The sequence below is a fragment of the Natronococcus roseus genome, assembly GCF_043677095.1.
In the GTDB taxonomy this organism is placed as follows: Archaea; Halobacteriota; Halobacteria; order Halobacteriales; family Natrialbaceae; genus Natronococcus; species Natronococcus roseus.
Genome location: NZ_JBHLJR010000001.1, coordinates 72,998 through 97,906, shown reverse-complemented (window position 1 = coordinate 97,906; position 24,909 = coordinate 72,998). Strand labels below are relative to the sequence as shown.

Here is a 24,909-nt window from a genome sequence, read left to right as displayed (position 1 = left end):
CCCGGCTTGCGACGTCCTCATCTCTTCGGACGCCGCTCGCGACCACGGCACGATCGAGGATCGCAACGCCTTACGCCGCGGGACCCCTATCCCGGCCATGAGCATGATCCGAGTCGTCTGGGGTACCGGTTCGGGACCCACGAAGATGGCCTCCTACGACGCCGCACTCGCTAGCGCCGGCGTCGAGAACTACAACCTCGTCTCGGTTTCGTCGGTGATCCCCGCCGACACCGACGTCGAGGCCGTCGGCACCGCGCCCGACCTCGGTCCCGCGGGCGAGCGTCTGACCGTCGTCGAGGCTCGAGCGACTACCGCTGGGCCGGGCCGGGCGAGTGCGGCACTCGCGTGGAACCAGTCCGTCGACGGCGGACCGGGACTGTTCTACGAGACCGCCGGCGAGATGGACCGCGACGACGTCGAACGCCGCGTCCGTGAGGGGCTCGAGGCGGGCCAGGAGCTGCGCGACTGGCCCTTCGACGAACCGAGCGTCGCCGTCGAGAGCAGCCGAGCCGATGCCGGGACGTACACGACGGCACTGGCGCTCGCGGTCTACGGCGAGAGCGAGCCGATCTGCTGAGCTGCCCGAAGGCGAACGCTTTTCACCTGTGGCCTCTATACACAGGATACAACTTCTCATGAACGGAAATACGCCGTATGCGGGGCTGCCGGGCGAGACCGGTGCTGGTCAGCGTGCCGCGGCGGACGTTCCGGAGCTCTCGAGTACCCAGCGGCGGACGCTCAGCCGCGACGTGTCGCGGATCGCCGCCCGAACCCGCGAGTTCCTGCCGAACGAGTACATCGTCGACGCCGACGTCGCCAGCGGCCAGGCCGGCTTTCAGGTGACCGTCGCCGTCCAGCCGCCAATCGGCCATCCCGTCAGCGCCGGCTTCCAGCCCGACCTCGAGGAGCCGACCGAGGAACTCATCTCGGCCGACGAACGCGACGAGGTCGCCCGTGGACTGGCCGCGAGCGCGGCGCTGCAGGTCAAGCAGGCGGTCAGCAACAACGTGACGCCGACGGCGAAGTAGTTCCGGGGACCCCTTCTAGTACAGCAGCTGTTCGAGCTGGTGGCGTCGTCGCTCGAGGTCGACTGCCGGCTCGAGGGTCGGATCCGCAATGAGTCGATCGATCGCCAGCAGCGGGTCCGTGCCGGCGCGTTCGACGTCTTCGAGCAGCGACTCGATCGCGGATCGGTTGGTCGCCAGCGAGGACGACAGGTCGATCGCGAGGAGCAGCGGAATCGCTCGCTCCGAGCGAGTCGGGAGGGCGTCGCTGATCCGGGAGAAGTCGGGCTCGTCGTCGGGTTCGATAACCGAATCGGGTGTACCTTCGATCGGATCGACCGTGAGACACTGCGTACAGACGTCGATCACCGCGGCGTTTGACGGTGCGTGGTCGCGATACTCGGCAGAAAGGGAGAGTGCGATCGTCGCGCCGGACCCACACGCCGAACAGGCCATCGCGACTCAGTCGCCGCCGGGGACGCTGCCGGCGGTCGACTGACCCATCTCCTCAGACTCGGTACCGGCGGTGTCGCCGGTCGCGGCCTCCCTGGTTTCCTCGACGTCGTCTTTAGCCTGCTGTGCCTCCTTTTCCTCCTGCTCTTTCTTGTCCTTGATCTTCTTCAGTCGGAAGGTCTCCTCGCGTTCTTTCTCCTCGAGTTTCTGCTCGATGTACTCCTGGCCCTCGTAGAGGTCGGGGAGGATCGTAAACTCGAGGGCGTTGACGCGCCGCTTGGTGGTCTCGATCTCCCGGAGCATCTTTTTCATTGCCGTCTCGACTTCGGCGGCGAGGATGATGCTCTCCAGCAGGTCCTCGTAGGCCTCGGCGGCCTCGTCGATGCGCGCGGAGGTGCCCATGATCCCGTAGCCGCGCTGATCCAGACTCTTGGAGACGCGCGAGGACTCGATCTGCGGGACGACGACGCCCATGATGTTTTTCGACTCGGTGGTGATCTCGGGGTGTTCCTGCAGGGCCGCGGCGGCGCCCCGAACCGCGACGTCGCCCTCCATCGCCCGGGCCATGTTGATCTTCTTCTGGGCGTCCTCGTAGTCGTCGGCGAGGTCGCCGCGGACGTCCTGGGCCTTGTCCAGGATGTCCATGAACTCCATGATCAGCCCGTCCCGCTTCTTCTCCAGGGTCCCGTGCCCGCGCTCGGAGAGTTCGATCCGGTCTTCGATCTCCATCAGGTTCTTGCGGGTCGGTTTGACGTCCTTGGCCATCTTGTGGAGGATTTGCGCTCCCAGTCGGATAACTGTTTACAGTTTTGCCGGCTCGAGCGATCGGCCTCTCGCGGCCGCACTCGCGACGTGACCGGGCACGTCAGTCCTCGAGTTCGAGATCGGCGACCACTGGCAGGTGATCCGACCGGGGCGTCGTCTCGTTCGGTGGGAGCGTTCGATACTGCCTTACGTCAACGGTCGACGGAACGAACACGTAGTCGATCCGGTCACCGATGCCGTCGTCGAAACCGCGGAACGTTCCGGCGGGACCCGACCGCTCGCTCGCGACTCGACGGGCATCCGCGAGCGGGCCCGTCGTCAGCGTCCGGTGGGGCGCAGATCCGACCGTACAGTTCGCGTCCCCGGTCACGACCGGCACATCTCCCTGCTCGAGGCGGTCCATCGCCCGCCGACGCAGCAGTCGTGCGGATTCAAGGCGTGCCCGCTCGCCGCGGTGGTCGAGGTGGACGCTACAGAACCAGACGGTCTCGTCGCGCTTCCGGTCCCGCAGGCGAACCCACGTGGCGACCCGGGGCAGGGACGCGTCCCACCCGACGCTCGGTTCGGCCGGCGTTTCCGAGAGCCAGAACGCACCCGTCTCGAGGCGCTCGAACCGCGACGGTCGCCACGCGACCGGAACGAACTCCCCCTCGCACTCGCCGTCCCGTCGGCCGACGCCGTGCCAGTCGTACGCCTCGAGGCCGGCCTGCAAGTCGTCGTACTGGTGGGCGAGTGCCTCCTGACAGCCCAGCAGATCCGGATCGATCCGGTCGACCGTCTCGAGAACTCGCGGGCACCGCTTGCCCCACGGATACTCGTCCGTCGAGTCGTCGTACCGGACGTTGAACGTAGACGCCCGAACGGGTGCCATACGTTCGATGCCGACGACCAGTCGGGTAACGATTGCGGAGGCAACGACCGCTCTCTTGAACGACCAGTCGCGGCGGGAGAGTTCGGATAGAACCTGGGGTTCAGCCGAGAAAGCGGTCGTCCGTGTCGCTCGTCTGCCCGCTCCTGTACAGTTCCGCGTCGCCGCAGTCGGTACCGGAAACGACCCGAAACCGCCGGTAGCGGTCGGAGCCGCTACCCCTGGCCAACCATTCCCTCCTCGTCGTCCCACTCCTGCTCGCGGAGTTCGTACTTCTGGACCTTCCCGGTCGCGGTCGTCGGCAGCGCTTCGACGAACTCGATCCGCTGGACGGTCTTGTAGTTCGCGAGGTGCTCCCGGGTGAACGCGACGAGGTCGTCCTCACTGATACCCGGCTCGTCCGGGTCGCCGCTCTCCGGCACGACGAACGCCTTCGGCGTCTCGCCCCATTGTTCGCTCGGCGACGGGATGACGGCGGCGTCGGAGACCTCCGGGTGGTCGAACAGCGTGTCCTCGAGTTCGATGCTCGAGATGTTCTCCCCGCCGGAGATGATGATGTCCTTCTTGCGATCCTGGATCGCGATCATCCCGTTCTCGTCGATCGTCGCGAGATCGCCGGTGTGGTAGTAGCCCTCCGCGCGGTCGGAGAAGGCTTCCTCGGTCTCCTCGGGTTTGTTCCAGTACTTCTCCATGACCTGGTTGCCCTGGACGACGACCTCGCCGAGCGTCTCGCCATCCCAGGGAACGTCCTCGCCGTCCTCGCCGACGACCCGAACCTCGGTGCCCATGAAGCCAAGTCCCTGGCGTTTCTTGACCGCGAACCGGCTGTCGCTGTCGTCGTCGAAGTGGCGCCGGGCGTCCGAGGTCGTGATCAGCGGCCCGGTTTCGGTGGCGCCGTAGACGTGTTTCAGGTACCAGCCGAACTCGTCCTCGACGGTCCGCAGCGTCGCCTCCGGCGGCGCCGATCCCGCGGTCGCGATCCGGACGTCGTTCGCGCCCGTCGTCTCGACTGCGTTGTCCCCGTAGTAGTCGATCAGCATGTTCAACACCGTCGGCGCCCCACAGAGGTAGGAGACGTCCTCCTCGCGGATCGTCTCGAAGAGCCATTCGGCGTCGACCCCGCGGGTACAGACGTGTTTCGCACCCATCCCCGTGACGGCGTAGATGTGTCCCCAGCCGTTGACGTGGAACATCGGCAGCGTCCAGAGGTAGATGTCGTCGTCGGTGAGGTTCTGGTGGACCGCCACGAGGTAGGCATGAATCGTCTCGCCGCGGTGGGTCCGACAGACGCCCTTTGGGTCGCCCGTCGTCCCCGAGGTGTAGTTGATCGTGATGATCTCGTCCTCGTGCATCTCGGGGCGGTCGTACTCGGGCGTGGCGTCCTCGAGGACCTGCTCGAAGTCCTCCCACTTACCGTCGGACGAGTCCGACGAGGATCGACCGCCTTCGGCGGCCTCACCCCCTTCAACGGCGTCGACGTCGTTCGTGATGAACGTCTCCGTCGGTACCTCGTCGCGGATCTCCTCGATTCGGTCGGCGTACTCGTAGTCGGCGTAGACGGCGTCGACCCCGGCGTCCTCGAGGATGTACGCGAAGTCGTCGGGCGTGAGCCGGTAGTTCAACGGCGTGTGGACTGCGCCGGCCTGCATCGAGCCGTAGGCCGCTGCGAGGTGGTAGTGGGTGTTCGGGTCGAGCACCGCGACGCGATCGCCCTTCTCGATACCACGCTCCTGCAGCGCCGCGGCGAACCGATCGGCACGCTCGCCAAGTTCGTCGTAGGTGAACCGCTTACCGTCCGTCCCGACGACGGCTTCCGTCTCGCCGTAGTGCGTTCGTGCCCGGTCGAGAAACTCCGTGACGAGCAGTGGCTTCTGCATGGATCAACCTCAAGCAACGATCGTTATGATCGTTTTGCTTCCAACGATCGAGACACTCATCGCCGAACGATCGGTGCTATCACTGCGTCTGATGTCCGTCGAAAAATCGAAACTACAGCTGCAACCGCGTTCGCAGTCTTTCGCCGCGTTAGGCCTCGACTTCGGCGGTCTCGGCTTCATCTTCGCGGTAGTACTTCTCGATGAGGTCCTCGTCGATCCGGTTGAGGGCCTCCTTGGGCAGCATCGACAGCAGGTCCCAGCCGAGATCGAGCGTCTCCTCGATCGAGCGGTTGGTGTCGTACCCCTGCTGGACGAACTCCGTCTCGAAGCGATCGGCGAAGTCGAGGAACTTGTTGTCTCGCTCGGACAGCGCCTCGCGACCGACGATGTTCACGAGGTCGCGCAGGTCCTCACCCTCCGCGTAGGCTGCGTACATCTGGTCGGAGACGTCGCCGTGGTCCTCGCGAGTCAGCCCCTCGCCGATCCCGTCGTCCATCAGCCGCGAGAGGCTCGGGAGGACGTTCACCGGCGGTTCGATCCCCTGACTGTTCAGGTCCCGGTCCATCACGATCTGTCCCTCGGTGATGTAACCGGTGAGGTCGGGAATCGGGTGGGTGTCGTCGTCGCCGGGCATCGTCAGGATCGGAATCTGCGTCACCGACCCCTCATTGCCCTCGATCCGGCCCGCGCGCTCGTAGAGCTGGGCCAGGTCGGTGTACATGTATCCGGGGTAGCCACGCCGGCCCGGAACCTCCTCGCGGGCCGCACCGATCTCGCGCAGCGCCTCGCAGTAGTTGGTGATGTCGGTCAGGATGACCAGCACGTGGTACCCTTTCTCGAAGGCGAGGTACTCGGCCGTGGTGAGTACGAGCCGCGGCGTGACCTGGCGTTCGACCGCCGGGTCGTCCGCGAGGTTCATGAAGACGACCGAGCGCTCGAGTGCGCCCGTGCGCTCGAAGTCCTGCATGAACTCGTTTGCCTCCTCCTGGGTGATCCCCATCGCGCCGAAGATGACCGCGAACTCCGACCCTTCCTCGTCGTCACCCTCCTCCTCTTCGGGCACCGATGCCTGGCGGGCGATCTGGAGTGCGAGTTCGTTGTGGGGCAGCCCCGACCCGGAGAAGATCGGCAGCTTCTGGCCCCGGACCAGCGTGTTCATACCGTCGATGGCGGAGACGCCGGTCTGGATGAACTCCTCGGGGTACTCCCGGGAGTAGGGGTTGATCGCTTCGCCGACGATGTCGACGCGATCGTCGGGAACGATCTCCGGGCCGCCGTCGATGGGGTTCCCGGAGCCGTCGAGCACCCGGCCGAGCAGGTCCTCGGTGACGGGCATCTTCATGGTCTCGCCCAGGAACCGGACCGAGGCGTTGCGGTCGATACCGCCCGTTCCCTCGAACACCTGGATCGAGACGAGCCCCTCGCTCGACTCCAGTACCTGTCCGCGCAGGGTCTCGCCCTGCGGCGTCTCGATCTCGACCATCTCGTCGTATCCGACGGGTTCGTCGACCTCGGCGAACACCAGCGGACCGCTGATTTCCGTGATTGTCTGGTACTCTTTCATGTTAGTACAGTGCTCTGATCTGCTCTTTGAGGTCCGATTCGAGTTCGTCGATGAACTCGTTCCAGTCGTCGGCGACGCCCATCCGGTTGAGCTGGGGTGCGGCGTCGACGTCCTGGATCTCCTCGACGGGAACGCCGGCCTCGAGGGCGTCGAACGCCTCGTCGTTGAACGTCTTGATCGCGCCGAGCATGCGGTAGGTCTTCTCCGGTTCGCAGTAGGTGTCGACGTCGTGGAACGCGTTCTGCTGGAGCCAGGCCTCGCGCAGGTAGCGAGCGACCTCGAGGGTCAGCTGCTGGTCCTCGGGCAGCGCGTCCTTGCCGACGAGTTGAACGATCTCCTGGAGTTCGCCCTCCTCGTCGAGGACGTCGACGCCCCACTGGCGCCGTTCGGGCCAGTCCTCGGCGACGTTCTCCCGGAACCAGGGGTCGAGCTGCTGGCGGTACAGCGAGTACGACTCGTTCCAGTTGATCGATGGGAAGTGGCGTCGCTCGGCGAGGTCGGCGTCGAGGGCCCAGAACGTCTTGACGATACGCAGCGTGTTCTGGGTAACCGGCTCCGAGAAGTCCCCGCCGGGCGGGGAGACGGCGCCGATGACCGAGATCGATCCCTCCTCGCCGTTGATCAGCTGGAACTTGCCGGCGCGCTCGTAGAACTCCGAGAGCCGCGCGGCGAGGTAGGCGGGGTAGCCCTCCTCGCCGGGCATCTCCTCGAGCCGGCTCGAGATCTCGCGCATGGCCTCGGCCCACCGGGAGGTGGAGTCGGCCATCAGCGCGACGTCGTACCCCATGTCACGGAAGTACTCCGCGATGGTGATCCCCGTGTAGATACAGGACTCGCGGGCCGCGACCGGCATGTTGGAGGTGTTCGCGATGAGGCACGTCCGGGACATGAGCGGCTTGCCCGTCTTCGGGTCCTCGAGCTCGGGGAAGTCCTCGATGACTTCCGTCATCTCGTTGCCGCGCTCGCCACAGCCGACGTAGACGACGATGTCGGCGTCGGCCCACTTCGCGAGCTGGTGCTGGGTGACGGTCTTCCCGGAACCGAAGGGACCGGGAATCGCCGCGGTCCCGCCCTTCGCGATCGGGAACAGGCCGTCGAGGATCCGCTGGCCCGAAACCAGCGGCTCCGTCGGCGTCTCCTTCTCGTCAGAGGGGCGGGCCCGGCGGACGGGCCACTCCTGGTGCATCGTGATCTCTTCGCCGGAGTCGAGTTCGGCGATCACTTCGTCGACCGTGAACTCGCCGGTCTCGATCGAGGTGATCTCGCCGCCCTCGTAGTTCGGCGGCACCATCACCTTGTGGGTGATACTCGCCGTCTCGGGAACCTTCCCGATGACGTCACCGGGTTCGACGATCTCGCCCTCGGCGACGGATGGGGTAAACTCCCACTCGCGCTCGAAGTCGATGCCGGGTGCGTCGACCCCGCGGTCGAGGAACGCCGAGCCCATCTTCTCCTCGAGCTCGTCGAGCGGGCGCTGGACGCCGTCGTAGATCGCGTTGAGCATCCCCGGTCCGAGGTCGACGCTGAGCGGTTCGCCCGTGTTCTCGACGGGTTCGCCCGGGGCGACCCCGGAGGTTTCCTCGTAGACCTGAATCGTGGTCAGGTTCCCTTCGATCTCGATGACCTCGCCCATCAGTCCTTCGTCGCCGACGTAGACGACGTCGTTCATCCGGGCGTCGAGGTCCGTGGCGGTCACGACGGGACCGCTCACGCTTTCGATTACACCGTCTTCGTCGACGGATTCGATGTCTTCTGCCTGGCTCATAGTTTACTCTTGATCGTCCTCTTCCATCAGGTCGATACCGATCGCGCGCTTGATCTGGTCGCGCAGTCCGCCGCCGCCGGTTCCGCTCCCGATTGTGACGACGACCGGTTCGACGCTCGTTTCGACGTCCTGACGAACGCCCCGCGAGAGGTACTCGAGGTCGTCGTCGTGCATGACGACGATCCCGACTCCCTCGTCCTCGAGGGCGGCCGTCGCGGCGTCGTCGAGCGAGTCTTCCTTCTCGTCCTCGGGGACGTTCTCGAAGCGGCGAACGCCCGCGAGTCGGAACCCGGTGGTGAACTCCGGACTGCCGACGACTGCGATTTCCTGGCTCATTGGATCACCAGTTCCTCCTCGATCTCGCTTTCTGAAAGTCCGACCTCGCGACCGCGTGCGATCGCACGGATGTTCTCGACCTCGCGTTCCTTCGCGAGGATGTACGACAGGACGGCCGACACGGAGGTCGGGTGGATACTCGAGAGCATGTCGGCGTACTCGAGCAGTGCAGCATCTATTGCGTGCTCGAACTGGATAAGGCTATCAGCATCGCGCAACCGTGACAGTGCCTCCGAGAGCCGGTTGCCGTAGCGTTTGCTGTCGGCGATGTGATCGACGAGTTCGTCGGGATTGGCGACGAGCTGGTTGAGGTCGGACTCGTCGAACAGCACACCGCCCTCGATGTAGTAGCTGGCCGGATCCAGGTCCGCGCCACTGCGGGCGAGTCGTAGGGCGTTTCGGGCGTTTCTGAAGTCGATTTCGGCCTGGAGGAACTCGACGTATTTGGCCTCCGGCCCTTCCTGTGGGCGGCCGAGGTTGTCGAGCAGGTGCACGTAGAACTCCCGATCGAGGGCGTTCTCGAGGGGCACGAGCGTGTTCGTCTCTTCGAACTCCTCGCGGGCGTCCCCGAGCGGCTCGGCGTAGGTCGTCCCGTCGAGCAGTTCGACAACGTCTTCGATCGTCTCGACCTCGAGCAGGCGGTCGAGCGTCGCATCGTCGAGCTCGCCGGCACGAATCAGGTCCGTCTGGAACTCTTCGGCAGGTGTGCCCGTGTAGATCCCACGGATGATCGTCTTGATGTTCCAGACGTCGAACTTTCGGAGGTACCGAGCGATGAGATCGTACAGCCGACCCTCGGACCACTCGAGCAGGTCTCCGAAGTGTTTCGCAAGGTTGCGGTTGAGGGCGTGTTCGATCAGGTCGACACCCGAAAACCGCGCACCGAGTTCGTTGATTTCGCGTTCGTACTCCGACTCCTCCATAAAGCGTGCGATCCCGCTTGGCCCCATACGCACGAGTTTGCGGTAATCCTCGTCCGTAAACAGCGCTGCTTTTCGTGCGCGGACGCGAGCGCTGACGTACTCCGTGTTCGAGGCGCCTGAGCTCATTGCTCGAAGAGCCGGTTGCTGATCTCCTGAAGGTTGTCCTCCCAGACGTCCTCGAGCACCGAGTCGAAGGTGTTGTTGACCCGAACGCGGGACTGATCGCTTTCGACGACGACGCCGCCGAGACAGTCGTATTCGCCGGCGTACTCGTAGCCGTCGTACTCCTCGAGAACCGACTCGATCAGCTCCTCGTCGTCGGCACGACCGTAGACGCGGACGGTGTCTGCGTTCTCGAACTCGACGCTGGATGTCTCGACGAGCGCCCGCGTAAGTTCTTCGCGGGTCTCGCCTTCGAGGTCGGCGAGTTCGGACTCGACGTGCTCGCGGACGTCACTGAGGACGTCGCGTCTGGCCTCCAGGCGTTTCTGTTTCGCCTCCAGTTTGGCACTGGAGAGTCGCTGTTCACGCAGTTGCTCGATCTCGCGCTCGACATCTCCTTCGGCCTCCTCGAGGATTTCGTCGGCATCATCCTCGGCTTCCGAGATGATCTTCTCGGCGCGAGATTCGCCCTCTTCGCGGAGTTCCTCCGCACGCGCGTGGGCCTCTTCTCTGATATCCTCGACGACTGTGTCCAAACTCATTGGTGGGAGAAGGGGGGTATGCTTAGATAACGAAGACGACGACGAGCGCGAAGATAACGAGCGTCTCCGGCAGGACTGTCATGATCAGGCCCGGCACGAAGAGGTCGTCGTCTTCCGCGATCGCGCCGACTGCAGCGGCCCCGATACCACGCTCGGCGTATCCGGCTGCGAGCGCCGACAGACCGACGGCGAGGGCGGCTGCACCCGAATCGGTCAGGAACGGCGATTCTTCGGTGGTTCCATTCTGTAGCACGGTCTCGGTCGCGAGTACAAGTTCTTCCATCATGGCTTATATACTTCCTCTGTGGATCGATTGCTCCGAACAAGCGTATCTGTCTCTGCACACCCTATAAAACTCTCGAAACGAATCGACGGAGCCGTGCTGTACCACCGACTCAGGCAGGGACGGTACCTATTACCACGATAAAATTCACCGTCGATCGGTCGACTCCGAAAGATATCGATACGGATCGTCTCAGCTCGAGAGAAAAAACGACGAGAACGGCCGACAGCAGTGTGCTCAGTCAGCCTGTGGAGCTGGCTGACCGTCGGACTGGCTGTCGTGGCCGAACGGATCGTACTCCTCGCCGCCGCCGTCGTAGAACTTCTGGAAGAACTCCACGTACTCCAGGCGGAGCATCTGGATCCCGGCTGCGGTGATCCCCAGCAGGAGGACCACGATGTGGCCGAGGACGAACACCACGACGGCGCCGATCAGTGCCAGCGCCATCACGATGGGGCCGCCGTCGAACCCGATCCAGACGAGCCCTTCGAAGACGACTTCACCGGCCTCGGGAGCCGCCGGCGCGCCGAAGTACGCGAACTCCATGTAGCCGGTCTCGTCGGCCGCAGCACCGAAGACCAGGAGGTTCACGACGAACGCCATCCCACCCTTCGCGAGCAGGACGGCGACCATTCGGAGATACGAGAGGACGTGACCGAACGCCCAGGCCGGCGTCTCGAGGAGGCCGGCGACGCCCTCGGCGCTGCCGACCATGACGACACCGACGACCAACATCGCGATCCCCGCAAGGCCGACGACCTCCGGAAGTCCCTCGAACCCGAGTGCGAACTGGTCCGTCTCGTAGAGGACGCTCTCGGTCCCGACGAGGAAGTCGGGTTTCTGGCCCTCCCCGTGGGTGCTGAACAGCCAGAGGAACAGGCCGTTCATCGCGAGGATCCAGGAGAACTTCTCCATGACGGCTGCCTTCAGGCTGTGGCTGAGCTCGTTGATGAAGCCCAGCACCAGGCCGATGTTGAGGTGGATGATCCCGAACACGACGCTCATGACGATCCACAGCATCGCCCAGCTCTCGGGGTGTTGGAGGCCCTTGGTGAGCACGCCGGCAAGCGGCAGGTGTATGCCGACATCGCTCATGTAGACGCCAAAGAAGTCGTCGTACAGGTAACCGAAGAGTATCGTGAACACACCGGCCCAGATGGCGATGGTTCCGATCGCCTTGCCGGCGTCGGAGTCGAAGACCTTCCAGGCTCCCCAGCCCATCAGCATGTAGAGGATCCCGTAGCCGATGTCACCAATCATGAAGCCGAAGGCGAACGGGTAGGTCAGGAAGATGAAAAACGTCGGATCCAGCTCGCTGTACTTGGGCTGGCTGACCATCTTCACGAGCAGCTCGAACGGCTTTGCCGGCGTGATGTTGTCGAGCCTGACCGGCGGCTCGTTGTCCATCGTTACGGCACGGTTGCCGTGGCCGCCGCCATCGGCGCGTGTGGGCTGTCCGCCGTCGGTTGCTGCCTTCTGTTTGGGCGAGGACGCTTCGTCGGAGTCCGCGTCGGCGTCGGCTTCCGTCTCCGCGTCGTCGGTGTGCTCGACGGCACCGTGTTCGTGCTCGTCGTACTCGGCCCGCTCGAGTTCCTCGATTTCGACGCTTTCGCCGACCGTATCGCGCAACGCGGCAACGAGTTCCTCGTACTGCTCGGTGGGAATCCAGCCCTCGGCGATAAACGCCCGGTCGCTCGTCGCAAACTGCAGGGGCGCTTCCGCACGCTGGACCTCGACGGTCAGCTCCGCTTCGAGCGCCAGCAGGAACCCCCCCTGGTTGGCCTTGATCTGTTCGAGCTCCGCATCGAGCTCGTCGGTACGAGACTGCAGTTCCTGTTTTTCTTCCTCGAGTTCGGCGACGTATGCTTCCGGCGCCCGGTCGGTCTCGGGGATCTCGTGGCGCGTAAACTCGACGCCGACGAGCGCGTCGTCGATCAGGCCGTCGTCGGCACCGACGCCCTCGGCGGGTGCAGCGACGATGGCGACGACGTCACCGCCAGTAAACGTCTCGAACGCCCGAATCTCGTCGGCCATCTCGAGGGCGGCCTCGATCTCGTCGGCAGGCCCTTCGCCGACGACGACGTCGACCGTCTCGTAGCCCGAGAGCAGATCGAGATCCACTTCGAGTTCCGCGAAGGGTTCGACGCGGTCGAGTCGCTCCTCGACCTGCCGGAGCTCCTCGCGGATCTCGCTGCGATCGTCGTCGAGTTCGTTGACCCGCGTCCGCGTCTCCTCGAGTCGCTGTTCCCAGCCGTCGTCGACCGAACCCACGGTCGTCTCGTCGGCCGATAGTTCGAGGGTGCTCTCCAGGGCGCGAACGGTAACCAGCTTCTCGGAGGCGTCGTCGGCCCCCTCGATCGGCGTCCCGTTGTCAAACCCCTCCCAGGAGCCGTCGTAGTCCGAGAGATGAACCAGATTCAGGTTGTGAATCGTCTCGATGACCGTGGGCATGACGCCCTTCGAACCGGCCACCGAGACCTTGCTCATCCGCTCAGGTCTGAACATGAACGTCCTCCTGGAACAGTTCGACGACGTAGTCGGTCACTTCGTCGACCCGGCTCTGGGCACGCTCGGCGAGCGCCTCGCGCTCCTGTTCGCCCTCACGAAGGACGCGCTCACACTCCTCGTCGATCTCGGCGCGCGCCTCCTCGAGGCGGCGCTCCTTGAGATCCCGCGCTTCCTGTTCCGCTTCCGTGCGAATCTCCTCGGCACGTTTCCGGGCCTCGGCTATCCGCTCGTCGCGGTCGTCTTCTGCCTGTGCGACGATCTCGTCGGCCTCCTCTTCCGCCGACTTGATTCGTTCGAGAACCTGTGGCCTCGGCATATTCTAAGCAAACGAACGTTTGCGGCAACGCGTATATGGTAGTTGCGAAAGTATCGCGGTCGATCGCGACGCAGGTCGGTGGTAGTCAGCGATTGTCCGGCGCCGAATCGACCGGGAACAGCAGACATATTGCCGTCGGATCAAAACCCCTCTCCAATGGGAGTCCTCGAGAACAAGGCCCGAGCTCGGCTGTTCTATAAGTACCTCTCGAAGGTGTACGACCGCATCAACCCGTTTATCTGGAACGAGCAGATGCGCAGCGAGGCCCTCGAGTTGCTCGAGTTCGAGCCCGAAGCCACGGTGCTCGACGTCGGCTGTGGCACCGGGTTCGCTACGGAGGGACTGCTCGAGCACGTCGATGAGGTGTACGCGGTCGACCAGAGCGAACACCAGCTCGAGCAGGCCTACGCCAAGCTCGGCAAGCGAGCGCCGCCGGTTCACTTCCACCGCGGCGACGCCGAACGGCTCCCGTTCGCGACCGACACCTTCGACGTCGTCTGGTCGTCGGGCTCGATCGAGTACTGGCCGAACCCGATCCTCGCGCTCCGCGAGTTCCGCCGCGTGCTCAAACCCGGCGGCCAGGTCCTGGTCGTCGGGCCCAACTACCCCGAGAACCCGATCGCGCAGCGCCTCGCCGACGCGATGATGCTGTTTTACGACGAGTACGAGGCCGATCGGATGTTCAAGGCAGCCGGCTTCGAGGACGTCAGACACGCCTTCATGGGGCCGGAGTACGAGCCCGAGGTCGCGATCACGACCGTCGCCCGCGCCCCCGAGTAGTCAGTCGGCGGTCGTCTCGAGCGAGGCGACCTGCTGGCCGTCGACGGCGATGGTCACGGAAACCGTGTCACCGGAGCTGATCGTCGGCGTGTTGGTTCCCGCGACGGAGAGCGTCGAGCGTTCACCGGCGCTCCAGGTCGAACCGCTCGCCGAGTTGAACGGACCGCTCGGTGCCTGGTCGAAGCCCGCGGCACCGGTGAAGGGAACCGGCGGCTGCTCGGAGAGCTGCTCACCGTTTACTGCGACCGTCAGCGCGAGCTCCTCGACGTCGATCGGATCGCCGGCGACGTGTTCGACCGTGATCGTCCCCTCGCTCCCGTCGGCCGCGAGGTCGAACGCGACCGGGTTCTTGGGGGATGTCGGACTCAGCCCCCCGGCACCGACCGCGACGACCGCCGCCAGTGCCACGGTAACGCCGATCAGGAGCACTACGCCGATCACGGGGTTGATCCCGCGGTCGTCGGATCCATGGGCGCGGAACGCCGATCCCAGTATCACGGCGCTCTCTGGCCTCGCCTCCCTATATAAAGAGTCGGTCACGACCGCTACTCGCCGTCGCTCGGCGCGTCGCTACTCGAGACGGTTCCCTCGATGCTGCCGTCGTCGGTCTCCGCTCGCAGGTCGTACTCGCCGTCGGGCGGGAGGAGCCACAGCGAACCGTTCGAATCCGTCTCACCGACCGCTTCACCGTCGACCGAAACCGTGGCGGGCTCCGGCTCGTCGGTTTCGGCGTCCGTCACGACGACTTCGGCCGGTCCGTTCGCCGCGGTCTCGTTGATCGAGAGCGCCAGCCCGTCGTCGTTCCACTGGCTGTTGTTGATCGTCGGCAGCTGCCGATAGTCGAGGGTCTGAACCTCCCGGTAGGCCGCGCCCGTCCCGCCGTCGAGGTACGTGGTTAGCTGTCCCTGATCGTGGATCGCCTGAATTCGGTACAGCTGTCCCGTCCTGCTCTCGACGGCGTCCGAGGAGTGGCTCTCGTGGTCGGCTCCGAACACCCACGGATACAGCTCCTGGGCCGTTCCGTGCGCGTCGGTGATGTCGTCGAACTGGTTCGACTGCGTCGTGTTCCGGCTGTCGAACCGAGTCGTTTCCCGGACGTAGTTCCCATCCAGCAACGAGAGGGTGTAGCCGGTCTCGGCGGTCCGAACGGCCAGCGGTTGTCCGCCACCGTCGGACCGACTCGCCGTCTCGAGTTGCGATCGGGTATCGCTGCGGTGCATCTCCAGCTTTCTCGCGTCGTCTCGAGTCGAGAGCGAGTACCCCGGAACCTCGTTCGCGTATCCGACGAGATCGTCGAGCGCACGCTCGACCGTCTCCGACTCGTGGTAGTTCCGCGAGAACGTCTGGAGTAGTTCGGCCGTCGACTGCTCGTCCGCCGCGTGGGCTTGCACCGCCGTTCGCTCGCGATCCTCGAGTTCGTCGATCCGCTCCTGTAGCCGATCGTACCCCGCCCGGACCCGCTCTTCGCGCTCCTCGTCGGAGGCGTTGTCGAACCCGCTTCGGACGAGCATTTCCTGTTCGGAGTCGACTCTGAGCTCGTCGTCCGCGGCCATGAGCGACGCGCCGAGACCGCTGCCGTGCTCGACCCGTTCGCTTCGCTGCTCCTCACCGGGATCGAGTCGGTTCGACGTCCCGTTCGCCTCGACGAACGTCGCTCCCTGGTCGGCCTCGTTCGCCTCGAAGACGATCTCATCCGTCTCGTTCGGCTCCCCATCGACCGCGGAAACGGCCATTGCGGGCACCGAGAGGACGAGTAGTCCTGCGAGAACGACGGCCATCACACCCTTCATCAATACAGCATAAGAACTCATGATATAAAATACGATCGGCCGACCGTCGTTTCGGGACCGTTCGAGAGGACCGGAAACGCTTCAAGCACCGCTGTGATTTTTTATTCACCCATAGAAAGTGTTTTTTACTCTGAGAGTATTGGTGGTATGTATGCGGGTTTCGATCGTCGCGTCGGTCGTACTGGTGGTGGTACTTGCTGGTTCGGTCCTCGGAGCAGCCGCCACCGGATCGACAGCGACGGCGTCGGAACCAGCGAGCACGCCCTCGGTGCAGGCGACACAGCCTGCGGTCGACGACGGTCCGATACTCGAGAGCGCGGATCCGGCCCAGGAAATCCGAATCAACGTCACCGAGACCGGGGATGCCGTCTGGACGATCGAGAGCCGGTTTCTTCTGAGCGACGAGAGCGAGGCCGAGGCGTTCCTCGAGTACGCCGAGACGGTTTCGACTGACGAAGACGAGGGGGTCTACGATCGAAGCCTGTTCGAACCCCACGTCGAGACCGCCGCGGACGCGACCGACCGGGAGATGACGATCGAAGACGCCGGCTGGGACGACCCGCAGCTCCGTTCCGCGGACGGCGATGACGGATCGAACGAGTCTGGATCGACGGTCGGCGTCCTCTCGTACTCGTTTACCTGGACCGAGTTTGCGGCAGTCGACGGAACGCAGATCCACGTCGGGGATGCGTTCCAGAGCGACGACGGACCGTGGCTCTCGGCGCTGGCCGAGGAGCAACGTCTCGTGATTCAGGCGCCCTCGGACCACGGCTTTCACGACTACAACCTCTCGGTGAGTCCACAGGATAGCGCGCTCATCGTCGACGGCCCCCACCAGTTCGACGAGGACGAACTCGAGGCGACCTTCCTCCGCGGGGCCGACGACGGCTCGTCCGGAGGCGCCGATTTCTACCCCGCCAGCGCCGAGCTACTCTTCGGTGGGGTGTTCGTTCTCGCGATCCTGATCGGAACGGGAAGCTACGCCCTGGCGCGGTGGTCCTCGGATTCGGAGTGGTCGCCGGCGCTGTGGGTCTCCGGGCTCCTCCCGTCGAACGCAGGGGAACGTACCAGCGGAGGGTTGCCGCCGACCCGAGGGAACGACCCGAGCAGCGCTTCGGAGCGGGACGCCGAACCGGGCGCGGTCGACGCCGACGCGACTCGAGCGTCGACTGGCGGTGTCGAATCAACGTCTCGAGAATCGTCGGGCCAGACGTTCGCGTACGCCGAGGAATCCGGGGCGGACGAGTCGGATGAGGCAGTCGATCCCGAGCTGTTGAGCGACGAGGAGCGGGTCCTCCGGCTGCTCAGGCGAAACGGCGGTCGGATGAAACAGGGCTCGATCGTCTCCGAGACCGGCTGGTCGAACGCCAAGGTCTCCCAACTGCTCTCACAGATGGCCGACGACGAGGAGATCGAGAAGCTCCGGATCGGCCGCGAGAACCTCATCACGCTGCCGGAAGTCGATCCGACGGAACTCGGCTGACGGTCCCTTTTCGGCTCGAGAGCGCCGTCGGCAGAGTTAGCTTCGTTCGCGATCCCCTGCCGTTCGCACGGCTTGTGGGGCCTGCGGTCGGCCCCGGTGAAAACGGTCTCGGCAACCGGAGAGCGTTCGCGGGGTTCGACGCACGACTCCGGGATGGAAAACGCACTCGAGTTCTCGTCGGTCCCTCTAGAACCGGACGACCTCGAGCCCGAACGATTTTCGGACGGACAGCCGATTTCCGAGACGTTCGGTAGAACCGTCCGTTCTCTACGGTCGCTTGCCACACACCGGCCAACCGCCTGCCCTCCCCCGGGTCGCGCGACTCTCACTGTCGCTCGAGTCACGCTTCCGGCCACAAACTGCGGCTTACGCCAGTGGGGTTCGCTCGACGACCTGCCACGTGCACCTTTTTCTCGTCGGGTTCGTTCGCGCTGCTCACTCACCTCTCCTCGAAAAATCTGCACCAAAAAGCCGCTCGTTCGCCTCGCTCACTCGCGGTGCTCTATGCCAACGGCGTCCGCTCGACGACCTGCCACGTGCACCTTTTTCTCGTCGGGTTCGTTCGCGCTGCTCACTCACCCCTCCTCGAAAAATCTGCACCAAAAAGCCGCTCGTTCGCCTCGCTCACTCGCGGTGCTCTATGCCAACGGCGTCCGCTCGACGACCTGCCACGTGCACCTTTTTCTCGTCGGGTTCGTTCGCGCTGCTCACTCACCCCTCCTCGAAAAATCTGCACCAAAAAGCCGCTCGTTCGCCTCGCTCACTCGCGGTGCTCTATGCCAACGGCGTCCGCTCGACGACCTGCCACGTGCACCTTTTTCTCGTCGGGTTCGTTCGCGCTGCTCACTCACCCCTCCTCGAAAAATCTGCACCAAAAAGCCGCTCGTTCGCCTCGCTCACTCGCGGTGCTCTATGCCAACGGCGTCCGCTCGACGACCTGCCCGTCGTACGTCGGGTACTGCTCGATGATCTCCCCGTCCTCGAGGTCGCCCTCCTCGATCATCTCCTCTAAGAGCCACCAGGCGACCTCGACGTGCTCGGTTTTGACGGTGTAGAACTCCTCGGGAACGCCCAGCTCGGCGAATCGCCGGGGATCGGTGTACGTCTTTCCGTAGACGAGCGTGCCGTCGTCGGTGACGTCGTCGAACTCCCGCCGGACGTTTCGGGCGGCCCGCTTCAGTCGGCGGCGGTGCTGGGCCGCGTCCTTGAATACGGACGTACAGAAGTAGACCCGTTCGTGGTCGCCCATCACCTCGAGAATCTGCTCGCGGGAGCCGTCGACGGCGCTCATGTGGCCCTCCTTGAGCTCGTACCCTTCCTCCTGCATTCGGCGGTAGTTCCCGTCGGACATCTCGAACTCGTTGACGTTACAGAAGTCGGCGGCGCCCTCGTCGAGAAACTCGAGGAACTCCTCCTCGGCGCGGATGCCGGGGATCTCGAAGGCAGGAGTGAGCCCCTCCTCGCGGGCGATGTAGAGGATCTCCTCCCACTCGGTGCCGTGCATGTCCCCCCACAGCTCGTACGGCGGGTGGAAGCGGATCTCGTCGAGTCCAGCTTCCGAAAGCTTGCGCATGTTCTCGCGGCCGCCCGTGATCCCCGTGTAGAGGTGGGTGTGGTGGTCCTCGCCGAACTCCTCCTTGAGAAGCTCGAGGTAGTGACAGGTCCGCTCGAGGGCCTCCTGGGGTTCGCCGCCGGTGATCGAGGTGCCCAGGGCGTCCATCCGGTGGGCCTCCTCGAGAACGTCCTCGTCGCGTTCGACCTGTCGTTCGTTCGCGTAGACGTCGGTGACGTTCTTGCGGTTCTCGCCAAGCGGGCAGTAAAAGCAGTCGCGCTGGTCGCAGTAACCGTAGACGAACAGCACCATCTTGCCGCCTTTCGCGCACTGCTCACAGCCCTTCGATATCATTCGAAGGGACGTAGCCGGCCGAGCCCCAAAAACTGTGCGGAACGTCGGCGTTCGATCCTGTCCGTGGTTCACACGGGCCGAACGAGGCGAGCGCGCGGCGGATTCCGTCGCTCCCAGAAGACGGAAATACTGCGGTGTCCAACCACGAAGCGATGCTGTTGGTCCTGTGTGTCGACCTCGACGACGACCTCGGCCGCAAGACCGACTTTACGACACCGGTGATCGGTCGCGACGCCGTCGAGAAGGCGGCTGTCGCGCTGGCGACCGCGGATCCCGAGGACTCCGACGTCAACGTCGCCTTTCAGGGCGTCCACATCTACGACGACCTCACCTCCCGAAACGAGAGCGTCGAGGTCGCGATCGTCACGGGCAACGAGGACGGCGACGTCGACGCCAACCGCGAGGTCGGCGACGAGGTCGACACCGTCCTCGCGAGCCTCTCGACGGCAGAAGACGTCACCGCGCTGGTCGTCACCGACGGCGCACAGGACGAGTCCGTTATCCCCGTCATCCGCTCTCGAGTGCCGATCGACGGCGTGCGCCGCGTCGTCGTCAGACAGGCCCAGAACCTCGAGTCGATGTACTACACGTTCAAGCAGGTGCTGAACGATCCCGAGACCCGCGGAACCGTCCTCATCCCGCTCGGGATTCTGCTGTTGATCTATCCGCTGGCGCTGATCGGAACCGTCCTCGAGATGCCCGGGGTCGTCTTAGGCGTGACCTCGACGCTGCTCGGGCTTTACCTCATCTCGCGGGGGCTCGGCCTCGGAGAGCGCCTCGACGACGCCGTCGAGAGCGCGAGGCGGTCGCTGTACGCCGGCCGAACGACGATCCTCGCCTACGTCGTCGCGACCGCGTTGCTCGTTCTGGGCGGCGTCAGCGGGGCGAACGAACTCGAGCGGGTCCAGGCCGAGGCGGCCGGCGAGGTCGGCGTCCCCGTCATGCTCTCGGCGCTGCTGTACGGTTCGGTCCAGTGGTTCGCCGCCGCAGGGGTCACCACGAGCCTCGGCCAGATCACCGACGAGTACATCGCGGGCCGCCTCGAGTGGCGCTACCTCAACGCGCCCTTCTACGTCGTCTCGATCGCGATCGTGCTCTACGCGGTGAGCGCGTACTTCCTCGACGCCGTCGGGCTCACCTTCCTCGCGACGGCGCTGACGGCGGGAACGCTGCTGGGGATCGTGAGCACGCTCGCGTTCGCGGTCGCCGAATCGCACTTCTCGGAGGACGAGAGCGAGGAGCCACACCGACCCGACAGCGCCTGAAACGGTACGGCCGGCGCGGAACTACTGCTCGCGCTCGACGACGAACTCCGCCAGCTCGCGCAGGTAGTCCCGGGACTCGCGGTCGACGGTGTCGACCCGTTCGAGGGCATCGATCGCCCGATTGGCCTCCTCGCGGGCGCGGGCATTGGCTTCGGCCGGGCTCAGATCGGTCACCTGGACGACCGAGGGACGCTCGAGTTCGGCGTCGTGGCCCGTCGGCTTCCCGAGCTCCTCGGGGTCGGCGACGGCGTCGAGAACGTCGTCGCGGATCTGGAAGGCGACGCCGACGCGTTCGGCGTACTCGCCGAGGGCCTCTACGGTGAAGGGGTCGGAGTCGGCGGCGATCGCCCCGAGTTCGGCCGCCGCTCGAAACAGGGCACCGGTCTTCCGTCTCGCGAGGGTCATGTACTCCTCCTCGTTGGTCGGCTTCGAGGAGAGCTCGGTCGCCTCGCCGACGCCGAGTTCGACCATCGCCTCGGCGACGACCTGGGTAGCCCTGGGATCCGCCGAAAAGAGGGCGAACGCCTCTCCGAGCAGGCCGTCGCTGGTGATGATCGCCGGCCCGTGGCCGAACTCGGCCCAGGCGCTTGCGGTCCCTCGACGTAGGTCCGAGCGGTCGATGATGTCGTCGATCACCAGCGAGGCGTTGTGGACGAGTTCGATGCCGACGCCGAAGTCGACGGCGTCCTCGGGCTCGCCGCCGACGGTTTCGCAGGCCAGCAGCGTCACCATCGGTCGCACGCGTTTGCCGCCCGAGAGCGCGACGTGGCGAACTTCCTCGTTGAGCGTCTCGGGTTCGACCCCGTCGACGACCGCCACGAGACGCTCCTCGATCAGCGCCCGTCGACGCTCCAGAAGTTCCATTACCCGCGCTTAGGAGAGGGCGAAAAAGTAGGTGACGGTTGTCGACGACGCTCGCTCGAGTTCCCGTCGCGAGACGCGCCCGCCGGAACCGCTGGCGGATCGATCGACTACTGGAACTCCTCGGTCAGCGCCGGGACGACATCAGAACGACCTTTTTCCACTCGGATCACTCACTTCGTTCGTGACCGCTCGTGCAAAAACCTCGACCAAAAAGACCGCCCTCGTTCCATCACGGACTTCCACGTCCGTTCGGCTTCTTCGGGGTTCTCGCTCACGGACTCAGTTCGAACCGCGCTCCGCTCGTGCGGAACAGTTACTGGAACTCTTCGGTGAGTGCGGGAACGACGTCGAAGAGGTCGTCGTGGATCGCGTAGTCGGCGATGTCCATGATCGGGGCGTTGGGGTCGGTGTTGATCGCGACGATCGTGTCCGAGCCCTTCATGCCGGCGACGTGCTGGACGGCGCCCGAGATGCCGATCGCGATGTAGACGTCGGGCGTGACGACCTTCCCGGACTGGCCGACCTGGCGGTTCTTGGGCAGCCAGCCGTTGTCGACGATCGGGCGCGAGGAAGAGACCGTCGCGTCGAGGGCGTCGGCCAGCTCCTCGATGAGCTCGAGGTTCTCCTCCTCTTCGATCCCTCGGCCGACACTCACGAGGACGTCGGCGTCGCTGATGTCGACGTCGCCGCCGCCGACCTCCTCGAAGCCGGTGACCGTCGAGCGGATCGTGTCCTCGTCGATCTCGGCGTGGAACTCCCGGATCTCGGCGTCACCGGTGCCGCCGGCGCCGGCCCACTCGGCGCCGCGGATGGTGACGACGGCGTTACCCGTCAGTTCGTTGGCCGTCTCGACCTTGCCGCCGTACATCTCGCGGGTCGCAGTCAGCGTCTCGCCGTCGGTCTCGAGGCCGACGGTGTCGGTGACGATCGGCAGGTCCAGGGCGTTCGCGACGGCGGGTGCGTAGTCGAGGCCGTTGACGCTGTTTGGCGCGACGACGTACTGGGGTGCGAGCTCGTCGTAGAGCTGGGCGAGGACCTGCGCGTAGACGTCGTGGTTGAACTCCTCGCCGTACTCGACGGTGTGGACGACGTCGACGCCCTCCCGGTTGAGCTTCTCGGCGAACTCGCCGACGGGACCGCTGATGACGGCGACGTGGAGGTCGCCGCCGGTTTCGTCCGCCAGCTGGCGACCCGCGGTGATCGTCTCGTAGCTGACGTCGCGCAGTTCGCCCCTGCGGTGGTCGGCGACTGCGAGGATATCAGTCATCGACTTTCACCTCGGGTGAAAGCGATGATTTCGTCGCGCGCAGTGCGTGCGACGGCGGTCATGGCGCCACCCCCTTCTCGCGAAGGAGCTCACCGAGCTCCGCGGCGGTCTCCTCGGGGCTGCCCTCCCAGACCGTCGCGTCGGTCTCGCTTTCGGGCTCGTACATGTCCGTGACCGTCACGGCACCCTCGACTGCCCCCTCGTCGACGCCGAGGTCACCGAGCGTGTGAACGTCGAGTTCCTTTCGCTGGGCCTGTCGGATGCCTCGCAGGCTGGCGTAGCGGGGTTCGTTGATCCCCGTCTGGATCGTCAGCGCCGCGGGGAGTTCGATCTCGGTCAGCTCCTCGACGCCGCCCTCGAGCTCGCGCCGGACCGACGCAGTGCCCTCGGCGAGGTCGTGCTCGAGGTGGTTGACGACGGCGCCCCACTCGAAGCCGAGCTCCTCGGCCAGGGAGACGCCGGTGGCGCCCCAGTTGTCGTCGCCGGACTGAACGCCGGTCAGCACAAGATCGGGCTCTTCGGCCTCGACGACCGCCCGGAGTATCTCGGTCTTGGCGCCGACGTCGAGCAGGTCGACGCCCTCGAGGGCGTCGTCCCAGACGCGGATCGCGCGGTCGGCACCCTTCGCGAGGGCCTGACGGATCGTCTGCTCGCAGTCCTCGGGGCCGATCGTTACCGTGACGACCTCGTCGGCGATGCCCGCTTCCTGGAGCTGGACGGCCTCCTCGACGGCGTAGTCGTCCCACTCGTTGAGGTCGGCACCGAGGTACTGGTCGGCGATCGTCGTGCCTTCGATCTCGAACTCGTCTTCGACGGTCGAGACCTCTTTTACCGTAACGAGGATCTTCATCATTTATCGATCGGGCGCCCCTCCCGTAAACGTTTTCGAAACACCGCCTCACGAACGACCAGTTGATTCGGTGTTCGTCCCACGAATCCTCCGCTCGTCGTTCACCCATCACACTCTCGGCGGGCGAATCCCGTGGGAGACGGTCCCAGCCCGGATCTCGAGACGGAAACGGTTTAACGGCGCCACCGGTAGTATACCGCATGGCAGACTGTCCACTCGCTGATGACTGCCCGAGCTTCTCCGAGCGGATCTCGGGGATGGGCTGTCAACACTACGGCGATCGGGGTGGCAAGGAGTGGTGTAACCACTACAACCAGCCGATCCAGGATCTGAAGACCCAGCCCGTCAAACCCAGCGAGGAGGTCGTGATCGACGTCGTCGACATGCACGAGAGCGGCGCCGGCGTCGGTCGCACCGAGGACGGCTTCATCGTGATGGTCGACGGCGTCCTGCCGGAGGCTCGGGCACGAGTCGAAATCACCCGAGTCCACAGCAACCACGCACGCGCGGAGAAACTCGAGCTCCTGCCGATGGACGGCGAGGAGGACGACGAGGACGAGGACGAGGACGAAGACGACGACAACGGCGGCGAGGGAGTCGACGACGATGGCCGCGTTACCGCCGACGACGAGACCGAGTCCAACGAGAGACACACCGCACCGAAGCGCGAGCGACTCGGTAGCCGCGAGAACTTCTGGGGCTCGTAGATCCCCTCGAGTGGACAGTGTCGATTTCGTTCGAACCACGGCACGGCTCGCGGACCCGCCTGTGACCGTGGAAGCTTTCATCCCGCAACCGGCTAGTGTCTCGTATGCCGACGCGGGCCCACCCGAGCGCCGACAGAGGGGATCGTCGTGATCGATGACGTCGCGACGGTCCTCGAAGAGATCGGTTTCGATCCCGAGAACAGCGTGTTGACCTACCGCCAGGCGCAGGTGCTCGCGTTACGCGAACGGGACGTCTCCCAGGCCGACATCGCCGACGCGCTGGGAACCTCACGTGCCAACGTCTCCTCGATCGAGGCCAGCGCCCGAGAGAACGTCGCCAAGGCCAGGGAGACCGTCGCCTTCGCCGAGGCGCTGCAGGCCCCGGTCCGCGTTCGGGTTCCCGAGGGGACCGATCTCTACGACGTTCCACAGCTCGTCTACGAGGCCTGCGACGAAGCCGGCGTCAAGGTCGACCACACCGCCCCGGATCTGATGAAGGTCGTTAGCGACGCCGCCGGAAGCGCAATCACGGGTCGGCAGGTGTCCGCGCCGCTGACCGTCAGCGTCAGCTCCGAGGGCGTCGTTCGGGTTCGCCACCAGGAGTGACCGCGGTGCCGGAGTCCGGAGGGCT

25 protein-coding genes are annotated in these 24,909 nt (G+C 65.1%); 7 read left to right on the top strand and 18 right to left on the bottom strand.

Annotation, left to right across the window (positions count from 1 at the left end; translation table 11 throughout):
* Positions 1-97: 97 nt before the first annotated feature.
* Both ACFEMD_RS00545 and ACFEMD_RS00540 read left to right on the top strand, forming a co-directional pair.
* A complete protein-coding gene (locus ACFEMD_RS00545; RefSeq protein ID WP_394738932.1) occupies positions 98-577 on the top strand; it encodes a pyruvoyl-dependent arginine decarboxylase in 480 nt (159 codons plus the stop codon).
* A 58-nt stretch (positions 578-635) separates the two neighbouring features.
* On the top strand, positions 636-1,028 hold the full coding sequence (locus tag ACFEMD_RS00540) for a DUF5811 family protein (RefSeq protein WP_005553227.1): 393 nt from the start codon (positions 636-638) through the stop codon (positions 1,026-1,028).
* Between the two features lie 15 nt (positions 1,029-1,043).
* On the opposite strand, the gene ACFEMD_RS00535 is transcribed toward ACFEMD_RS00540, so the two are convergent.
* From ACFEMD_RS00535 to ahaH, 12 genes are all read right to left on the bottom strand, one after another.
* A complete protein-coding gene (locus ACFEMD_RS00535) occupies positions 1,044-1,460 on the bottom strand; it encodes a DUF6276 family protein (RefSeq protein ID WP_394738931.1) in 417 nt (138 codons plus the stop codon).
* 6 nt (positions 1,461-1,466) lie between these two features.
* The gene (locus tag ACFEMD_RS00530; protein ID WP_005553229.1) at positions 1,467-2,222 is read right to left on the bottom strand and encodes a V-type ATP synthase subunit D; all 756 of its coding nucleotides are present in this window, start codon (positions 2,220-2,222) and stop codon (positions 1,467-1,469) included.
* Between the two features lie 100 nt (positions 2,223-2,322).
* Positions 2,323-3,093 (bottom strand): endonuclease/exonuclease/phosphatase family protein, encoded by a 771-nt coding sequence (locus tag ACFEMD_RS00525; protein WP_394738930.1) that lies wholly within the window; start codon positions 3,091-3,093, stop codon positions 2,323-2,325.
* Between the two features lie 212 nt (positions 3,094-3,305).
* Positions 3,306-4,967 (bottom strand): long-chain-fatty-acid--CoA ligase, encoded by a 1,662-nt coding sequence (locus ACFEMD_RS00520; RefSeq protein WP_394738929.1) that lies wholly within the window; start codon positions 4,965-4,967, stop codon positions 3,306-3,308.
* A gap of 148 nt (positions 4,968-5,115) precedes the next feature.
* Positions 5,116-6,531, bottom strand: coding sequence for an ATP synthase subunit B (locus ACFEMD_RS00515; protein ID WP_394738928.1), 1,416 nt, complete (start codon positions 6,529-6,531; stop codon positions 5,116-5,118).
* Between the two features lies 1 nt (position 6,532).
* The gene (locus ACFEMD_RS00510) at positions 6,533-8,296 is read right to left on the bottom strand and encodes an ATP synthase subunit A (RefSeq protein ID WP_394738927.1); all 1,764 of its coding nucleotides are present in this window, start codon (positions 8,294-8,296) and stop codon (positions 6,533-6,535) included.
* A gap of 3 nt (positions 8,297-8,299) precedes the next feature.
* The gene (locus ACFEMD_RS00505; protein ID WP_394738926.1) at positions 8,300-8,632 is read right to left on the bottom strand and encodes a V-type ATP synthase subunit F; all 333 of its coding nucleotides are present in this window, start codon (positions 8,630-8,632) and stop codon (positions 8,300-8,302) included.
* Positions 8,629-9,681: a V-type ATP synthase subunit C gene (locus tag ACFEMD_RS00500; protein ID WP_394738925.1), complete on the bottom strand. Its 1,053-nt coding sequence runs from the start codon at positions 9,679-9,681 to the stop codon at positions 8,629-8,631. Before ACFEMD_RS00500 ends, ACFEMD_RS00505 begins: the two co-directional genes overlap by 4 nt.
* Positions 9,678-10,259: a V-type ATP synthase subunit E gene (locus ACFEMD_RS00495; RefSeq protein WP_005553240.1), complete on the bottom strand. Its 582-nt coding sequence runs from the start codon at positions 10,257-10,259 to the stop codon at positions 9,678-9,680. Before ACFEMD_RS00495 ends, ACFEMD_RS00500 begins: the two co-directional genes overlap by 4 nt.
* Before the next feature lie 22 nt (positions 10,260-10,281).
* Positions 10,282-10,545 carry a hypothetical protein gene (locus tag ACFEMD_RS00490; protein WP_005553242.1) on the bottom strand — a complete coding sequence of 88 codons (264 nt, stop codon included), beginning with the start codon at positions 10,543-10,545 and terminating at the stop codon, positions 10,282-10,284.
* A 234-nt stretch (positions 10,546-10,779) separates the two neighbouring features.
* Positions 10,780-13,047, bottom strand: coding sequence for a V-type ATP synthase subunit I (locus ACFEMD_RS00485; RefSeq protein ID WP_394738924.1), 2,268 nt, complete (start codon positions 13,045-13,047; stop codon positions 10,780-10,782).
* Positions 13,034-13,366, bottom strand: a complete 333-nt coding sequence (gene ahaH, locus ACFEMD_RS00480) for an ATP synthase archaeal subunit H (protein WP_278292814.1) — start codon at positions 13,364-13,366, stop codon at positions 13,034-13,036. The genes ACFEMD_RS00485 and ahaH overlap by 14 nt, the downstream gene beginning before the upstream one ends.
* Positions 13,367-13,522: 156 nt before the next feature.
* On the opposite strand from ahaH, the gene ACFEMD_RS00475 reads away from it, so the two are divergent.
* Positions 13,523-14,146 (top strand): methyltransferase domain-containing protein, encoded by a 624-nt coding sequence (locus tag ACFEMD_RS00475; protein ID WP_394738923.1) that lies wholly within the window; start codon positions 13,523-13,525, stop codon positions 14,144-14,146.
* Here the strand turns inward: ACFEMD_RS00475 and ACFEMD_RS00470 are convergent, their stop codons facing one another.
* Both ACFEMD_RS00470 and ACFEMD_RS00465 read right to left on the bottom strand, forming a co-directional pair.
* Positions 14,147-14,644 carry a type IV pilin gene (locus ACFEMD_RS00470; protein WP_394738922.1) on the bottom strand — a complete coding sequence of 166 codons (498 nt, stop codon included), beginning with the start codon at positions 14,642-14,644 and terminating at the stop codon, positions 14,147-14,149.
* A 47-nt stretch (positions 14,645-14,691) separates the two neighbouring features.
* On the bottom strand, positions 14,692-15,936 hold the full coding sequence (locus ACFEMD_RS00465; protein WP_394738921.1) for a DUF7096 domain-containing protein: 1,245 nt from the start codon (positions 15,934-15,936) through the stop codon (positions 14,692-14,694).
* Between the two features lie 151 nt (positions 15,937-16,087).
* Between ACFEMD_RS00465 and ACFEMD_RS00460 the strand changes: the two genes are divergently transcribed.
* A complete protein-coding gene (locus ACFEMD_RS00460) occupies positions 16,088-17,419 on the top strand; it encodes a helix-turn-helix transcriptional regulator (RefSeq protein ID WP_394738920.1) in 1,332 nt (443 codons plus the stop codon).
* Between the two features lie 910 nt (positions 17,420-18,329).
* Here ACFEMD_RS00460 and ACFEMD_RS00455 read toward each other — a convergent pair.
* The gene (locus tag ACFEMD_RS00455) at positions 18,330-19,325 is read right to left on the bottom strand and encodes a radical SAM protein (RefSeq protein ID WP_394738919.1); all 996 of its coding nucleotides are present in this window, start codon (positions 19,323-19,325) and stop codon (positions 18,330-18,332) included.
* A gap of 152 nt (positions 19,326-19,477) precedes the next feature.
* Here ACFEMD_RS00455 and ACFEMD_RS00450 point away from each other — a divergent pair, with 152 nt between their 5' ends.
* Positions 19,478-20,590: a DUF373 family protein gene (locus ACFEMD_RS00450; protein WP_394738918.1), complete on the top strand. Its 1,113-nt coding sequence runs from the start codon at positions 19,478-19,480 to the stop codon at positions 20,588-20,590.
* 21 nt (positions 20,591-20,611) lie between these two features.
* Here the strand turns inward: ACFEMD_RS00450 and ACFEMD_RS00445 are convergent, their stop codons facing one another.
* From ACFEMD_RS00445 to ACFEMD_RS00435, 3 genes are all read right to left on the bottom strand, one after another.
* A complete protein-coding gene (locus ACFEMD_RS00445; RefSeq protein ID WP_394738917.1) occupies positions 20,612-21,454 on the bottom strand; it encodes a polyprenyl synthetase family protein in 843 nt (280 codons plus the stop codon).
* A 313-nt stretch (positions 21,455-21,767) separates the two neighbouring features.
* Positions 21,768-22,721, bottom strand: coding sequence for an electron transfer flavoprotein subunit alpha/FixB family protein (locus tag ACFEMD_RS00440; RefSeq protein WP_394738916.1), 954 nt, complete (start codon positions 22,719-22,721; stop codon positions 21,768-21,770).
* A gap of 58 nt (positions 22,722-22,779) precedes the next feature.
* On the bottom strand, positions 22,780-23,571 hold the full coding sequence (locus ACFEMD_RS00435) for an electron transfer flavoprotein subunit beta/FixA family protein (protein WP_394738915.1): 792 nt from the start codon (positions 23,569-23,571) through the stop codon (positions 22,780-22,782).
* Positions 23,572-23,771: 200 nt separating this feature from the next.
* On the opposite strand from ACFEMD_RS00435, the gene ACFEMD_RS00430 reads away from it, so the two are divergent.
* The gene (locus tag ACFEMD_RS00430) at positions 23,772-24,278 is read left to right on the top strand and encodes a TRAM domain-containing protein (RefSeq protein ID WP_394738914.1); all 507 of its coding nucleotides are present in this window, start codon (positions 23,772-23,774) and stop codon (positions 24,276-24,278) included.
* A gap of 147 nt (positions 24,279-24,425) precedes the next feature.
* Positions 24,426-24,884: a Tfx family DNA-binding protein gene (locus ACFEMD_RS00425; RefSeq protein WP_005553270.1), complete on the top strand. Its 459-nt coding sequence runs from the start codon at positions 24,426-24,428 to the stop codon at positions 24,882-24,884.
* Positions 24,885-24,909: the final 25 nt, after the last annotated feature.